This is a genomic window from Microbacterium sp. NPDC088619, from assembly GCF_044752825.1.
In the GTDB taxonomy this organism is placed as follows: Bacteria; Actinomycetota; Actinomycetes; order Actinomycetales; family Microbacteriaceae; genus Microbacterium.
This window is the reverse complement of record NZ_JBIVLZ010000001.1, coordinates 2,050,753-2,064,956: the sequence shown is the minus strand read 5'-3', so window position 1 is coordinate 2,064,956 and position 14,204 is coordinate 2,050,753. Positions and strand designations below refer to the sequence as shown.

16 protein-coding genes are annotated in these 14,204 nt (G+C 65.1%); 6 read left to right on the top strand and 10 right to left on the bottom strand.

The genetic code is table 11. The features are described from left to right. Positions 1–105 precede the first annotated feature (105 nt). Complete coding sequence (locus ACIP5T_RS10035) at positions 106–285, top strand: hypothetical protein (RefSeq protein WP_400862767.1); 180 nt, start codon at positions 106–108, stop codon at positions 283–285. Then, positions 272–574, top strand: coding sequence for a hypothetical protein (locus ACIP5T_RS10030; RefSeq protein ID WP_400862765.1), 303 nt, complete (start codon positions 272–274; stop codon positions 572–574). The genes ACIP5T_RS10035 and ACIP5T_RS10030 overlap by 14 nt, the downstream gene beginning before the upstream one ends. A gap of 67 nt (positions 575–641) precedes the next feature. Here the strand turns inward: ACIP5T_RS10030 and ACIP5T_RS10025 are convergent, their stop codons facing one another. From ACIP5T_RS10025 to ACIP5T_RS10010, 4 genes are all read right to left on the bottom strand, one after another. Further along, positions 642–2,006: a zinc-ribbon domain-containing protein gene (locus ACIP5T_RS10025; protein ID WP_400864706.1), complete on the bottom strand. Its 1,365-nt coding sequence runs from the start codon at positions 2,004–2,006 to the stop codon at positions 642–644. A 605-nt stretch (positions 2,007–2,611) separates the two neighbouring features. Beyond that, positions 2,612–3,655 (bottom strand): TniB family NTP-binding protein, encoded by a 1,044-nt coding sequence (locus tag ACIP5T_RS10020; protein WP_400862763.1) that lies wholly within the window; start codon positions 3,653–3,655, stop codon positions 2,612–2,614. After that, the gene (locus ACIP5T_RS10015; RefSeq protein WP_400862761.1) at positions 3,652–5,688 is read right to left on the bottom strand and encodes a Mu transposase C-terminal domain-containing protein; all 2,037 of its coding nucleotides are present in this window, start codon (positions 5,686–5,688) and stop codon (positions 3,652–3,654) included. The genes ACIP5T_RS10020 and ACIP5T_RS10015 overlap by 4 nt, the downstream gene beginning before the upstream one ends. Beyond that, positions 5,667–6,503, bottom strand: coding sequence for a TnsA-like heteromeric transposase endonuclease subunit (locus tag ACIP5T_RS10010; protein WP_400862760.1), 837 nt, complete (start codon positions 6,501–6,503; stop codon positions 5,667–5,669). The genes ACIP5T_RS10015 and ACIP5T_RS10010 overlap by 22 nt, the downstream gene beginning before the upstream one ends. A gap of 221 nt (positions 6,504–6,724) precedes the next feature. Between ACIP5T_RS10010 and ACIP5T_RS10005 the strand changes: the two genes are divergently transcribed. Both ACIP5T_RS10005 and ACIP5T_RS10000 read left to right on the top strand, forming a co-directional pair. Next, a complete protein-coding gene (locus tag ACIP5T_RS10005) occupies positions 6,725–7,120 on the top strand; it encodes an ArsR/SmtB family transcription factor (RefSeq protein WP_400862759.1) in 396 nt (131 codons plus the stop codon). 1 nt (position 7,121) lies between these two features. Beyond that, positions 7,122–8,099 carry an SRPBCC domain-containing protein gene (locus tag ACIP5T_RS10000; RefSeq protein ID WP_400862757.1) on the top strand — a complete coding sequence of 326 codons (978 nt, stop codon included), beginning with the start codon at positions 7,122–7,124 and terminating at the stop codon, positions 8,097–8,099. 79 nt (positions 8,100–8,178) lie between these two features. On the opposite strand, the gene ACIP5T_RS09995 is transcribed toward ACIP5T_RS10000, so the two are convergent. Both ACIP5T_RS09995 and ACIP5T_RS09990 read right to left on the bottom strand, forming a co-directional pair. After that, positions 8,179–8,598 carry a DoxX family membrane protein gene (locus tag ACIP5T_RS09995; RefSeq protein WP_400862755.1) on the bottom strand — a complete coding sequence of 140 codons (420 nt, stop codon included), beginning with the start codon at positions 8,596–8,598 and terminating at the stop codon, positions 8,179–8,181. A 19-nt stretch (positions 8,599–8,617) separates the two neighbouring features. Then, positions 8,618–9,175 carry a TetR family transcriptional regulator gene (locus ACIP5T_RS09990; RefSeq protein ID WP_400862754.1) on the bottom strand — a complete coding sequence of 186 codons (558 nt, stop codon included), beginning with the start codon at positions 9,173–9,175 and terminating at the stop codon, positions 8,618–8,620. Between the two features lie 38 nt (positions 9,176–9,213). On the opposite strand from ACIP5T_RS09990, the gene ACIP5T_RS09985 reads away from it, so the two are divergent. Further along, positions 9,214–10,398 carry an FAD-dependent oxidoreductase gene (locus tag ACIP5T_RS09985; protein ID WP_400862752.1) on the top strand — a complete coding sequence of 395 codons (1,185 nt, stop codon included), beginning with the start codon at positions 9,214–9,216 and terminating at the stop codon, positions 10,396–10,398. A 50-nt stretch (positions 10,399–10,448) separates the two neighbouring features. On the opposite strand, the gene ACIP5T_RS09980 is transcribed toward ACIP5T_RS09985, so the two are convergent. Then, positions 10,449–11,318 (bottom strand): ribonuclease H, encoded by an 870-nt coding sequence (locus ACIP5T_RS09980; protein WP_400862750.1) that lies wholly within the window; start codon positions 11,316–11,318, stop codon positions 10,449–10,451. 84 nt (positions 11,319–11,402) lie between these two features. Between ACIP5T_RS09980 and ACIP5T_RS09975 the strand changes: the two genes are divergently transcribed. Further along, positions 11,403–12,455: a mechanosensitive ion channel family protein gene (locus tag ACIP5T_RS09975; protein ID WP_400862749.1), complete on the top strand. Its 1,053-nt coding sequence runs from the start codon at positions 11,403–11,405 to the stop codon at positions 12,453–12,455. Positions 12,456–12,472: 17 nt separating this feature from the next. On the opposite strand, the gene ACIP5T_RS09970 is transcribed toward ACIP5T_RS09975, so the two are convergent. Genes ACIP5T_RS09970 through ACIP5T_RS09960 form a run of 3 tightly spaced genes read right to left on the bottom strand, consistent with a single transcriptional unit; the run spans position 12,473 to position 14,114 of the window. Beyond that, positions 12,473–12,709 (bottom strand): hypothetical protein, encoded by a 237-nt coding sequence (locus ACIP5T_RS09970; RefSeq protein WP_400862747.1) that lies wholly within the window; start codon positions 12,707–12,709, stop codon positions 12,473–12,475. Between the two features lie 60 nt (positions 12,710–12,769). After that, positions 12,770–13,075 carry a protealysin inhibitor emfourin gene (locus tag ACIP5T_RS09965; protein WP_400862745.1) on the bottom strand — a complete coding sequence of 102 codons (306 nt, stop codon included), beginning with the start codon at positions 13,073–13,075 and terminating at the stop codon, positions 12,770–12,772. Continuing rightward, positions 13,050–14,114: a M4 family metallopeptidase gene (locus ACIP5T_RS09960; RefSeq protein ID WP_400862744.1), complete on the bottom strand. Its 1,065-nt coding sequence runs from the start codon at positions 14,112–14,114 to the stop codon at positions 13,050–13,052. The genes ACIP5T_RS09965 and ACIP5T_RS09960 overlap by 26 nt, the downstream gene beginning before the upstream one ends. Between the last annotated feature and the right edge of the window lie 90 nt (positions 14,115–14,204).

The following is a 14,204-nucleotide window of genomic DNA, read 5'->3' as shown; positions in this document are numbered from 1 at the left end:
ACACGCGGACTTGATGCCGAACCTGAGAGCGAGCGAGCTAGCACGGAGTCGGAGGCGGTCATTTCGAGGGTGTCCCTATTGCAACCATGCGCATCGGCTCCGCGCATGGAACCGAACCCGCTGCTGCCGTCGTTCCCCGACTTGCTGCTGATCGTCGGTATCGCTATGGCCGTTATCGTGCTGCTCGGCGTCGTGCTCGGGGTGTGGCTGTCCAACCGCGCGCGGGCGCGGGGAGGTTCCGCCGGCGACGACGCTCAGGACGGCAACAACGATGCAGGACCGTGATGGCGACGACCGGATGTCCGAGGCTGAACTGAGAACTCAGCTTCGACGGATCGAGGAAGAGCACGCAGCTCTCCTGTCGACGACGATCGGTAGGGTCAGCGTGGGGAATGCCGAGCTCGCAGAGCGTGCCAATGAGCTGGAGCGCGAAGCAGATGTCGTGCGCGCCCGTCTCGGCGAGCCGACCCGGCATCCACCGGAGCCGTCGCGTCGCCGTGTGATTCTGGGATTGGTCACTCTGTGTGTGGCAGTAGTGGCAATCCTGGCGCTCGTGTTGCTATTGCCTCAGTGAGCGCCGGGACGCAGGAGTCTCCGTGCGACGACCCGCGGAGAGTCGGATCAGGCTTGAGCGGGAACCGTTACGCGATCGGTGGCCTGCGCTGTCGTCGCCGGTGGACGCGTACAGGAACGCCGTCTAGCGAGGTGGTGCCACGGCGTCGACACTCTGTGCAGTGCGCGTGCGGCCTGCTGGTTCGTTTTCCGATTCTTGACCGCCACGTATGTCCCTCGGAGCACCTCCAGGAGACTGTCCGTGACGATCCAGCTGAAACCTCGTCGGGGGATAGCGCGTTGGCTGGATCCCATTGAACTGCTAGATCCGGGCGGACGGTCGCAAGGTCGTTCTCGCCGCGGATGGGGCGCTTACCGGCGCAGTACGGGCAACCAGTTTTGTCCGCTGTACGGCCCCAGACGGCTACCTCCCAGGTGTGGTCGAACGCGCAACGCCATACTGCGCGGTAGACCGACCCAGCTGTGACTTCGTGGGGGCCTTTAGCGTTCGCACCGTCCCACTCATGGGCGAGCTGGGGATGGGTTGTAGCGAGGTCGTTGTAACCGGCTAGGGCGCGTCTGTTGGAGCAGTACGGGCAACCAGTCCCAGCGCAGCGGTCACTGATGGCAGCATCCCAACAATGGTCGCAGGAACCGTGCCACCAGGCGATGTGGGTTGATCCGGGACCGACGGTCTCCGGGGTGATGGAATCACCGTTGCGCTCGAAGTCCCACTCGAGTAGAAGATCGGGCCGAAGAGTGGCTAAGTCGGTTTCCCCCGCGATCGCCCGTCTCCCGGCGCAGTATGGGCAATTGCTCCCCTGCTTGGTGCGCTGGCTCACTCTCGCGGGCCAGGTGTGCCCTCGGTCGCATCTCCAGCTGATGTTGCGCGCCGAGGTGGCACTGACGTGGTGGGGATCTCCTCGGTTGGCGCCGGGGGCGGTGTTCCACTGCGCGGCGATATCGGGACGGAGGGTGCCTAGGTCGGTGTGGCCAGGCCAGAAAAACCTTCCGATACAGTAAGGGCAGTTCGTGGCTGCAGCACCGCGTACTTGCGGACTTGCCTCCCAAGAGTGCCCGTCATCGCATATCCACCACGCCTTCTGTGACACACCGATGCCGGACCACGGGTCGCGAGTGAGGGAGTTGCGCTCCCAGTCCCACTCAGAGATCGCCTTCGGGTGACGGCGGATCCAGTTCGGATAGTCGGACGTGACGTCGAGGATGGACGTGACGTCTACTCGGTCAATCGCGACCTCGAGGGGTTGGAACTTTGTAGGCACCTTTCGGCGGCGGAGGGGACGGAGCCAGAGCACGATACGTTCAACGAGGACCTCAATGTTTGAGAAGCCGAGAGTCGTATCGATGTCTCGCCGCAAATCCGCTGCCGGCAGCGACTGCCAGCGCGCGCGGTGCGCAGGATCGGACAGGATACGCAGGACGTGCACCGTCATGCGATACAGTCGCGCGCGAGCGCCGGCCTCGGCTGCGTCAGCTAGGGATGACGTGCCGCCTCCACTGTTTGATATGGAGAGCGCCTCATTGTCTCGCACCATTGCCCACACGCATGCATGTAATCGTGGAGTAACGCGCCCCATCGCCACTAGGCGTCGAAAGGACAACTCTGCTTTTCTGAGGCCGCGGTCAAAGGCGAGCACCATCTGGCTGTTCCGCTCGGTTCCCGGTCCGACCCAGACCATCTGCCCGGGGTGGCGAAGGCAGAAATTCTCCCCGTCGTGGGAGATCTGCTCGACCGTCTCTCCGCCACTGCAAAGCCGACATAAGTAGCGCCTCGGGTAATCCATCGAAGGGTGCCGCTGGGCGCGACGTTTCATGCGAACGAAGTGTCCAATTCCCCGCCCCGCGGCACCCTCGACGGTGCGCGCGGCACCTTCATCGTCGATCCAGACCCGGCTGATGTTGGGCTGCGCCGTGCTGGTGAGTCCCCTCTCGGCAAAGTCGAATGGCACGCCAGCGGCGAGGCATTGTCGCTGCGCGTAGGAGCGCGGCGTCTCAAGGTGACGCCACTTCGGGCGTTTCGCCCAAGCCTGTGAGCTGGTCATGCTGCACCCACAACGTCATCTAGTGTGACGGTGTTTTTGTTCAGTGTGGTGCGCTGGAGCGAAGTAAGAACTCCGAACAGTCTCTCGCGTGTCACGGCCTCGGACGTGCGTGATTCGTCTCTGAGAATCGAGGAGACGAGGCGGTCCACGATCATCGCGAGGACCGCAAGTTGTCCATCGGCAGCGTGCAGTAGAGTGCCGGCGTTACGGGTGAGGAGGCCGTATGAGTGCCCGCATAGCGGAAGGAAGTTGTCGAAAGTGGCAACCCATTTGATCCACTGCTGAAGGTCTTCTTCGACGTTCGGATCGATCTTGTTGAGTGTTACGAGCTCGCAGCGCGCGCTGACTTGCAAGCCGTCGCCCGCTCGGAACGCTTGGGCCAAGTCGATCCCGACCAGAACAATAGTCGCGGAGGATTCGTTCTGTATCGCCTTGATCACGCTGGACGGTTCGGATCCGCCGAGCTTGTGTGATTCGTCTATCACGAGCAACTTCGTTCGGTGGCGATGCAGCGCATCGACGGCTAGCTTTCGCAACCTGTCAGTAGCGACCGTTTTGGGAAGGACAATGGTGGGCGCGAGAAACTCGACGATCTGGGCGAGAAGTGCTTTCCCAGTCGAGTGTTCGGTCATCTCGACCCAGACGACCGGCGCGTCTCCATCTCTGAGGTAGTCGGGGTGGAGGCTCGCGTGTTTTCGCTCGACAGATCGCGCCAGCAGGAGAGCGAGTTCTGTCTTCCCGTAAAACATTGGTGCGGAGATCATCAGCCCGCGCCGCGAGTTCTTGAGCCGTGGGTTGATCCGGATGAGGTCTTCGAGGATGCGAGCGCAGACCGTTTGCTCGCGCGTCTTTACTCTCAGCGTCAGGCGGAGAAAGTCTTCGCGCGCTTGGTCGTACAGCTCGCGACTTTTAAGGTCGAGTTTGGAGTACCGCCGGAAGGACATATCTGGTGGGCATGCTGGCTCGGCCTCGAATGCTTCTCGGAGACCCGCAAGGGTCGTCTTGCGATCATGATGGAGGACGAGTGGGGTGATGTTCATAGGTCGAGCTCCTCTGCTTGCGCGAGATCTAGATCGGGGGATGTCCAATCGATGCTGTTGATGTCGATGGGTTTGGCCCATTGGCGCAGTGCGATCGGAGTCGTTGTGTCGGGACCAGGGTCGCGTTGGGCTTCGACTTTGAGGCGCTGTTGCCCCCGCTTGTGTTTAGTGCGCTTCCGTTTGTCTCCTCGCTCGCGATTCTCGACATGATCGATCCACTCCCGGCGCCGATGGGGATCGTCAATAGCGGCATCCGGGTATCGGGCAAGGAGATTCATGTCGATCTCGGCGACCATCGGTGCCGTTTTCTCCCGCAGAGCGATGTCCCAACACTCGATCCACACGTCGGTTTCCGGATGACGTACCCAGACGGCATTCGCGTTGTAGGGGTCGAAACTCACCGGGAACTTCCTCGCTTTCGGGGATCCGGGTTCAGCGCCCGTGAGGGAGCGATTGCGGAGATCTTCCAGGTGAGGCGAGTCGTAGCGGCGATTGTGGAGCTCAATCCCCGCGCGACCGATCATTCGGCGTTCGGTCGGTAACAGGGCGAGGTACTCCTCAACTCCGAAAGGCACTGGGACGCCGGGCCCTACGGCGAACAGTTCGGTATACATCTGATTCGGGGTGAATATCCGCCCTGGGGAGCTCGTCGACTTCAGGCCGTGGTGTGGTTTGTTCAGGTAGATGTTGGAAATCCAGCTATCGAGGATGAGGCGAAGCGAGTCCAAGGTGAGCGTGGGATTCTCGCGCGCGGCCCGATGCGCCACGGAGTTCCCCACGAAACCGGCCAACCATGCGGCGAAGTCCGTCGAGAGCGTGCCGAAGTTGCGTTCGACGTGTGGCTTCACGGTCGGTGTTCTGGAAGGGGCAAGTTCCCTGTGGATTCCGTACGCACGGCAGGCATCTCTGAACGTGCGGGATCGAAAATCGGCTCCTCCGTCGATGGTGATCGATCGCGGGAAGATCCACGGGAGGGCGAGAGACTCGTCGGTGAGATAGGGGTTCACCTGCTTCATCAGGGCCGCAGGCAAGGTGGCTGACCCCGCGAGGGTGGCTGCTCCCGAGCCAGGTACGGCTTTGCGCCCGATGACGGCTCGGGCGAGCAGGAGCGCATGGTCGAATCCGCCAGGGCTGTCCGCGTGGACTGCCCAAGCGAGGGGTACTCGGCTTGCGACGTCGAGCAGCACGGTGAGTATCGGACGGAACTCACTGTTCTCGTCCCAGACGAGAACGTCGAGTTTCGTTGAATCGATCTCGCATCGCTCTCCAAGTTGATAGGCAGCTCCGGAGTAGTACTGACGCTTTGGGCTGTTGTCGGTGTTTCGCCGGGTGGTCGCCTTGTCGAAGCTGTAACGGCCGGCAGCCCGCTCGTTGATGTAGCCCTGGAGGGTGCGAGCCTTGATCTCACACAGAGGATCACCCGGGTAAGTGGTCTCGAGCGTTCGCCTCACCAAGACAGCGCAACGGCGTTTGCTACTCGTCGACTTGTTCGTCTGGCGATCGAGGAATCGATCGATGATCGTCACCAGCCGTGGATCTGCCCGGCTGATGGCGAGTCGCTGTTCGCCCTTGCGATGCATGCGGGCGTTCAGCCCCGCTGCACCGTCGTTCTGGTACGTCTTCCATAGGAGGTGAAAGGTGCTACGCGCTCGCCCAAGAGAAGTGCCTCTTAACTCGCGCAGCTTCGCATCAACACGCGCATTCTGAGTCGTCAGCGCAGGGTCATACTGTGCCCGAGAAGCAGATGCCAACGGATCCATCGGTCTGCCGGTGAACGCCTCAAGGAGATGGGCTTCCATGTCGCACACGTCGGTCGGCCAGGCATCCCCGTCCGGACGCAGGGATATCGCGCGCTCACGTTGAGCCGTGCCTGCATGTCGCAAGAACTCGTCTACGGACATGATGAGGTGTCGATCGGGTGCGCTTTCAGACCGGAGCTTCACCTCCAGGCCAGGGATGATGTGGACCCAGACCCAGATCTCGCCGTTCACGTCGAACGAGTCTCCGAGCTTCAGCTTGCGCTCATCAGACATTGATCGCCTCCGTCCTCGCCCGGATGTGCGGTAGTCAGCACCGCGTTGCTATTGAAAACCGACGACAGATCGAGCGCGAGCAGTCTGCGCCAGGCGAGGTTGTCAACCCATGCGCACGCAAGAGGCGGGCAATCTGGTGATGCGAGCTCGCACAACTCCCGGCGCGTCTTGCCGTGAGTTGCCGCATCGAGGAGCCTGTCCTCGATATCAGCAGACGGCCTGCAACGGTCATGACGCGACGCCGACAACCACTCGACTACGCGAGTCGCATGGAGGCTGTGGCCGGAAAGCACCAGATAGTGCCAGCCGAGCGTTGTCGACACTCGCGCCGTTTCATCGAACTGCAGTTGTGCATGCTCGTCGATGCGTTCCTTTGGCTTCACGTCTCGAACGGCGTAGGAGCCGTCCGACATCTGCAATAGGAAATCCGGCACGTGCCAATGACCTGCCATCGGTGATCGCACGCCGAACACCAACCCGAACGGCTGCGACCACACCCTTTCTACTTGCCCGCCAAAATCGAGCCACATCAACTCGTCGCGCTCGAACTGAGACTCACACCACACGTGGCTGCGGGTGCGACTCCAGAAGTACTCAGATCCCGTGAAGAAGTGGCTGGCGCCCTTCGATACTCGAACCTTCATGGGGTCGATGACCGACCAATCCAAACGGCCAAGACTCCGGTCGACCGGCGCGAACGAGGTGCTGTCGGCATAGCCAGTCGCGGAACCATGATCGCGCGGCACCCAGTGCAGCTCCGAGTCCTTCGAAAACCGTCGACTAGCGATCAACCGCGCGATTTCAGCTGGCTTCATCACCACTCCAAGCAGAGGCGGAGTACCTGAGCAGGCACCTCGTTGTCGCCTGCGCCCAGGATCACGCTGCACACCCCTAACTGTCGTTTGACACTCCGCTTTGGGTCGGACTTAGTCCGGTTTGGTCGTGGGTAGTCCGATGTAAAGCGTCTAGTCCGATCTAAAGGCGTAATTCACATTTCTCTTGACATCCGCTTCGCCCAGGCATAACGTACAACCAAATGGTTGCACAACGAGAACTGAGCGAAGCGGAGGTCGACCGTGTGTTCCACGCACTGGCGACGTCGACCCGGCGTGACATCCTGCGCCGGACGATCGAGCGGGAGCAGTCCGTCTCGACCCTCGCCTCCGAATACGAGATGTCGTTCGCCGCGGTGCAGAAGCACGTGGCCGTGCTCGAAGCGGCGAATCTCATCGTCAAGCGCGCCGAGGGACGCGAGCGGCTCGTCCGCGCGAACCCCGAGATGATCGCCCGCGCCAGGGCGCTCCTCGCCCGATACGAAGAGCTGTGGCGGTCGCGCATCGCCCGACTCGACGAGCTGCTGGCCGAGACGCCGGCATCCCGCACTGACACGACCGACACCACCGATGATTCACGAACCGAAGAAGGAGACTGACATGCCCGTCACGGATGTCACCACCGATGCCGACAACCTCACCATGACCGTCGTCGCCGATTTCGCGGCGCCGATCGAGCGGGTCTGGGCCGCCTACAGCGACCCGCGCCAGCTCGAGCGCTTCTGGGGCCCTCCCGGATGGCCGGCCACCTTCACCGCCTGGGACCACTCCGTCGGAGGGCGTGCCCAGTACTCGATGAGCGGACCGCGTGGCGAGAAATCGTCGGGGTCGTGGGAGTTCCTCTCGATCGATGCCCCGCACAGCTTCGAGGTGCTCGACTCGTTCGTGGACGATGAGGGCAACCCTCTCGACGGCTTCCCCGCGCAGCGGATGTCGTTCGCCTTCGAGTCCACCGCCGACGGCACCCGCATGGTCACGACCAGTCACTTCGACTCGGTCGAGGCGATCGAGCAGGTCGTCGAGATGGGCCAGGTCGAGGGTCTGAAGCTGGCGATGAGCCAGCTCGACGCCGTGCTGCAGGATCTCCGCGACTACGCCCAGGGCAAGGGCACGCAGGTCGAGCTTCTCGACGACGTGCACGTGCGCATCACTCGTCTGGTCGAAGGACCGCGCGACCTGGTCTGGCGCGCACACAACGACCCCGAGCTCATGAAGCAGTGGCTGCTCGGACCAGACGGCTGGGAGATGACCGAGTGCGTCGTCGCCACCGAAGTCGGTCAGACGTACCGCAACTCGTGGGCGCCCGTGGGCGACACCGAGGGGCAGCCGTTCGGCTTCGAGGGTGAGGCGCTGCTGATCGACGCACCCCGGCGGTCGGTGCAGACCGAGCGCATGATCGGGATGCCGGTCGAGACGCTGAACGACCTGAACCTCTACGAAGAGGACGGTGCGACGCTGATCACGCTCTACATCGAGTACCCCGACAAGGAGACGCGCGACATGATCCTCGCCACCGGCATGGCCGACGGCATGGAGGCCTCGTACGCACGCCTCGAGCGGGAGCTGCTCGCGGTCTGAGATCCACAACTCCGGAAGACCGGTCGGTTCCCTCGGGGATCGGCCGGTCTTCTGCTGTCACCGGCGAGGTTCTCCGGAGTTATGGAGCGGACCGGGCGGTCGACGTGCGGCGCGGAGTGCGCGTCGACCAGATGGCCAGGGCGATGAGCACCGGCTGGAAGAACAGGCGCACGAAGCGCTTCATGTCGGTGTCGAGCCCGAAGGCATTCCGGTGCTCCACCCACTGTGCGATGTTGCCGGGGAAGACCGCGACGAAGAACAGCGCGGTGAGCACTCCGACCAGCCCCCGGCGCTTGCGCGCGACGAGCAGCGCCGCTCCGAGACCCACCTCGACGACACCCGAGGCGAGCACGGTCACGTCCGGATCCAGCGGCACCCAGTCCGGCACCTGCGCCTGGAACTCGTCGCGGGCGAACTTCAGATGCGAGACTCCGGCGAAGACGAGGAAGGAGCCGAGGAAGATCCGACCGACGGTGCGCGCGACATTCTTCTTGGGCATGGTGCGAGTGTACGCGGGCTCAATGGAGCATCGAGAGAAGCAGGTTCCCTGCGTCGTCTCGCGAGAGCTTCGCGAACATCGGCAGCGCCAGCACGTAGCGTCCGAAGAGGAACCCGACGATGACGACCGCCATCCGCTGAGCCTGCGCGCGGCCGAAGTCGTCGACCAGCGGCTCGAAGACGGAATTCTGGATGTAGTCGCTGATCGTCTCGGACGACCCGCTGCCGGATGCCAGTCGGCGCGCGAATCCCGCGAGTCGAGCGCCGTGCTCCGGATGCTCCCACACCGCGAGGATGCCGTGAGCGAGGCGGTTCACGTCGATATGTCCGTGATGGTCGCGCGACAGGGCGATGACATCGTGCGGGGCGGCCCGCAGGGCGATCGCCGCTGCGATCAGTCCGTCGCGGGAACCGAAATGATAATTGACCAGCGTGTGACTGACGCCGATCTCCGCGGCCAGCTCGCGCGACGAGAGCGAAGCCAGATCGCCCGCGTCGAAGTGTCTCTGCGCGGCATCCATCAGGCTCTGCCGAGCCGTCGCAGAGCCGCGGGGACGACCGGGTCTCTTATTGACCATGCTCGTATCGTCGCACCTGTTCGGTCGAAGCTCGACTCATGAACACGCGAATCGACACCGACTGCGTCATCGTGGGCGGCGGCCCCGCCGGGCTCATGCTCGGTCTGCTGCTCGCCCGTCAGGGGCGTGATGTCATCGTGGTCGAGAAGCACGCCGACTTCCTGCGCGACTTCCGCGGCGACACGATCCACCCCTCGACCCAGCAGCTGCTGGGCGAGCTCGGCCTGCTCGACGAGTTCCTTGCGAAGCCGCACGCCGACATGCAGCGGGTCATGCTCAGCTGGCACGGCACCGAACTCGCCCTCGCCGACTTCTCGCACCTGCCGACGGCTCGAAAGGTGATGTCGTTCATGCCGCAATGGGACTTCCTCGACCTGCTTGCCGCTGAGGCCGGCAGATACCCCGGGTTCCATCTGCTGCGGTCGACTCGCGTCGACAGGATCACTCATGACGGCGGGCGCATCGACGGCGTCGTCGCGACGGGCGCCGACGGCTCGCTCGACATCCGGGCGCGACTCGTCGTCGACGCGTCGGGGCGCGACTCGGTCGTGCGCGCCGCGGCAGGGCTCACGCCGTCGGGAGTCGCAGCGGCCATGGACGTGCTCTGGTTCCGGTTGCCGAAGAACGGCGACGAGACCTACCCGTTCGTGCAGGCCGGCGCCGGAATGCTCATCACCATCGATCGGGAGGAGTTCTTCCAGATCGCGCATGTCATTCCCGCCGGGACCTGGACGGGATCGGACGACGACCTCACCCGCATGAAGGAGCGCATCCGTTCGATCTCGCCCCGCCTCGGTCGGCTCGCCACCGAGCTCGTCGCCGATGATGTGCATCTGCTGCGGGTGCGGCTTGAAAGGCTGCGTCGCTGGTATCTCGACGGCCTGCTGTGCATCGGCGACTCCGCGCACGCGATGTCGCCCGCGGGTGGGGTGGGGATCAACCTCGCGATTCAGGATGCGGTCGCGGCCGCCCGCATCCTCGGACCGGCGCTCGAAAGGGGCGTGCCCGAACTCGCCTATCTGCGGCGCGTCCAGCGCCGCCGCGCCTGGCCGGTCATCGTGACGCAGACAGTGCAGCGCGCACTGCAGAGGCCGCTGCTGTCGACGACACGACCGGGAGCGCGGCTGCCCCTGCCGCTGCGGATGCTGCGTCGACATCCCGCACTGACTCGCCTGACCGGCCGCTTCGTCGGCCTCGGTGCCCGACCCGAGCGTCTCGGCTGAGCCGCTGGTTCGGTCGAGAGGCAGGCACTCGCGGGCAGCGCCTCCCGCCGTCAGATCAGACGGCGGAGCGCCTCCTCGAGAGAGATCCCCTGCGCCGTGGCGCGGTCGACGAGGCGGGCGTGCTCGGCACCCGTCAGCGAGATCGTCAGCTCGACCGGGTCGATCGCAGGCTCATCGTCGAGACCGTCGAACAGATCTGCCGCCTCAGCCCAGAGCGGCTCGGCGACCGAGACGGCGGCGATAGACGACGTGCCGGATGTCGATGCGGCGCCTGCGCCCTGCGATGCGGCGCCCCACGGATCGGCTCCGGAGTCGGCCGACGCGATCGACGCGGCATCCGCCTCGACGGCGTCAGCCCACGCGGTGTCGTCGTCGGTCGGAGTGCCTGCCGCGTCCGATCGCCCTGCGGCCGCGGCGATCGGCGCGGATGCTGCGACGGCGGCTCCGGCATCCGTCGCCAGGGTGAAGCCGGGCCCACGGCGCGGCTCCTGCTTCGCCTGGTAGGCCTTGGCCGCCGCGTTCGCGCGCTCGTCGGCAGCTTCGTTCAGCGGGTGGCCGGCGTGGCCCTTGACCCACGAGAACTCCACGTCGCGCCCGCGGATGGCCTCGTCGATGCCCTCGAGCAGGTCGCGATTGAGCACCGGCCCGCCGTCGGACTTGCGCCAGCCCTTGCGCTTCCACCCCGGCATCCACTTGGTCACCGAATCGATCACATAGCGACTGTCGCACTCGATCATCAGCTTCTCGGAGATGCCCGCCGTCGCCAGCAGCAGCTCGAGCACGGCCCGCAGCTCACCCTGATTGTTCGTGCCGTGCGGGGAACCGCCCGCGGCCCAGTTGTCGTCGTCGATGTACCAGGCCCAGCCGTTGGGGCCGGGGTTGCCCAGGGCGGAGCCGTCTGCGGCGGCGGTGATCGTCATTCCTCAACCGTAGCCGCGCCCGGCGACACCGCATGCTGGCCTGCGTCTTTCGCGCACTGCCCGGCCTCGACATAGTGTGGTCGGATGCCTTCCGACTTCACATGGGATTCCTGGATCGGCAGCGCGGTGGCGATCGGCACCGCGATCGTCGTCGCCGCAGCCGCCCTCACTCTGCTTGCTCTGGTCGCCGGCCTGATCAGCCGGCGCGTGCCGTGGGTGCGTGATCTCGCCCGTCGGGTGCGCAACGCGATGATCGCGACGGCGGCGGTGGTCGCGATCTGGATCGCCGCGTCCGTCACCGAACCCGCGGAGCAGCCCTGGTGGACTGCGGTCTCGAGGATCTTCCTGATCGCCACGATCCTGACCGGTTCATGGCTTCTCGCCGCCTCGGTCTCGTTCGGCTTCGAAAGGCTGATCGACCGCGAAGAGGCCGTGCTCGTCGGTCCGGAAGCACGCCGTCGGCGCACGCAGCTTCTCGTCATCCATCGCCTCGTGCTGGTGACGATCGCGGTCCTCGCGTTGGGCACCGTGCTGTTCACGTTCCCCGAGATGCGTGCGGTCGGCACGAGCCTTCTCGCGTCCGCCGGCATCGTCAGCATCATCGCGGGCCTTGCCGCGCAATCGATTCTGGGCAACCTGATCGCCGGTGTGCAGGTGGCGTTCACCGATGCCATCAAGGTCGGTGACGTCGTCGTCATCGAGGGGGAGTGGGGGCGCGTCGGCGAGATCAACCTCTCGTACGTCGTGGTCTACATCTGGGACGAACGACGGCTCGTGGTCCCGTGCAGCTACTTCACGACCACGCCGATCGAGACCTGGACCAGGAAGTCCGACAAGATCCTCGGCACGGTCTATCTGGACCTCGACTGGCGCGTGCCGATGGACGAGCTGCGCCAGGAGTTCCAGCGCGTCGTCGAAGCGTCATCGGTGTGGGACGGTCGTTCGTCGGATGCTGCAGTGACGGAGGCTCAGGGCGGATATGTCACCGTGCGTCTGGTGATGTCGGCCAAGGACTCGGGTGATCAGTGGACTCTGCGCTGTGAGGTGCGGGAGAAGATGATCAGCTGGCTGCAGCGGGAGCACCCCGAGGCGCTTCCTCGGACGCGAGTCGACTTCTCCCCGCAGCTCGCGGGCTGACCCCTGACCCGCGGAGGTCAGTCGTCGCGGTCTTGCGGTTCGCGATCCTCGATCGACGACGGCGCGGCCGCCGGCGGTGCCACAGGGAAGACCACGGAACTGACCGACACACCGGCGCCGAGCCCCAGGCCGATCGACAGCGGGTCGATGGCCGGCACCTCGTCGAGCACCTCGGACTCCGACCGTTCCAGCGGCTCGGAGGGCAGAGTCCACTGGTTCTCTTCTTCGTCGGTGCGCTGCTGGAAAAGTCCCATGCGTCCCATTCTCGACCTGCCCCGCACCCGGGCGGCCGGATTCACACCGGATTGATCGGTTCAGGCCGAGGCCTCGCGAACGGCGTCGACGAGTTCTCGCCACGGACCGTCGAGTGCGGAGTCAGGAAGCTCCCGTTCGCGCTCCTCCGAGGGCGTGCGCACTCTGATCAACCAGACGAAGCGGTCTGCGCCCGGATCGGTGTCGCTGTCGGCATCCCACGGGCAGCTGTCGATCATCGCGATCCAGTGATGCGTCTCGGCGGGATCGGGCTCGACCCGCCACTTGCGACGGATGCCGGCGATGCCGCCCGTGCGCACCACCGCGATGACGACCTGCGGGTCAGTCGGTGCGGGGGACTCGCTCATCTTCATAGACTCCCACGGTCGCCCACGCACGTCGAGCGGCTGCGGCCGTGTCGTCGTCGATGGCGGATGCCGCGGCGACGGTCGCGTCGGCGAACTCCGTGAAGGTGGCGGTGCTCGACAGGCCGCCGGTGAGTGCCCGGTACCACACGGTTCCCGCGGTCTCCCATGCGTTGCCGCCGAGGTCGATCGCGAAGAGGGCGAACGCGCGGTTGGGGATGCCGGAGTTGATGTGCACCCCGCCGTTGTCTTCGGTCGTGCGGACGAAGTCACGCATGTGCGCCGGCTGCGGATCTTTGCCGAGTTCGTCGTCGTCATAGGCGGTGCCGGGCTCGATCATGGACCGCAGCGCGCTGCCCTGCACGGCCTCTGTGAAGATCTCGGCCCCGATGAGCCAGGTCGCATCGGCTGCGGTCTGCTCGAGCAGATACTGCTCGGTGAGAGCGCCGAACACGTCGGCGATCGACTCGTTCAGCGCGCCGGGCTGGCCCTGATACTCGAGGTTGGCGGTGTATTGCACGACACCGTGCGCGAGCTCGTGCCCGATGACGGTGGTCGACGAGGTGAAGCCGACGAAGACTTCCCCGTCTCCGTCGCCGAAGACCATGCGCTCGCCGTCCCAGAAGGCGTTGTCGTAGTCGATGCCGTAGTGCACGGTCGCGTCGAGCGGGGCGCCGGCGTCGTTGAGCGAGTTGCGCCCGAAGGCGGAGAGCAGCATCTCGAACGTGGCCCCGAGGCCGTCGAACGCCTCATTGACCGAGGCGTCGGCGACGGGCCCGTCGTCTTCGCTGCGCACGATCGCACCGGGGAGGGTCTGTGTGTTGGCGGCGTCGCTGATCGTGCGATTCGGAGCGTCGGACAACTCGGCGACCAGGTCTCCGTTCTCATCGATCGAGAGGTCGAGGCGTGCCCGGAACGGCGGTCTGCCCGCCGTCAGCGTCTGCCGCGCGGCCGCGGCGGCACGGGGGTAGCGACCCGACTCGGCGAGACGCGCGAGCAGGTAGGACGGGACGACTCCTGGGGCTGCGGTGTGGCTGCTCATGTTCAGACCCTACGCCGGGGGTCCGACGTTCGGGCGAGGGCTGGCGGGGTCGTGCGGAGTCGCCGTCTGTGCGCCTCGGTCGGCCGGATG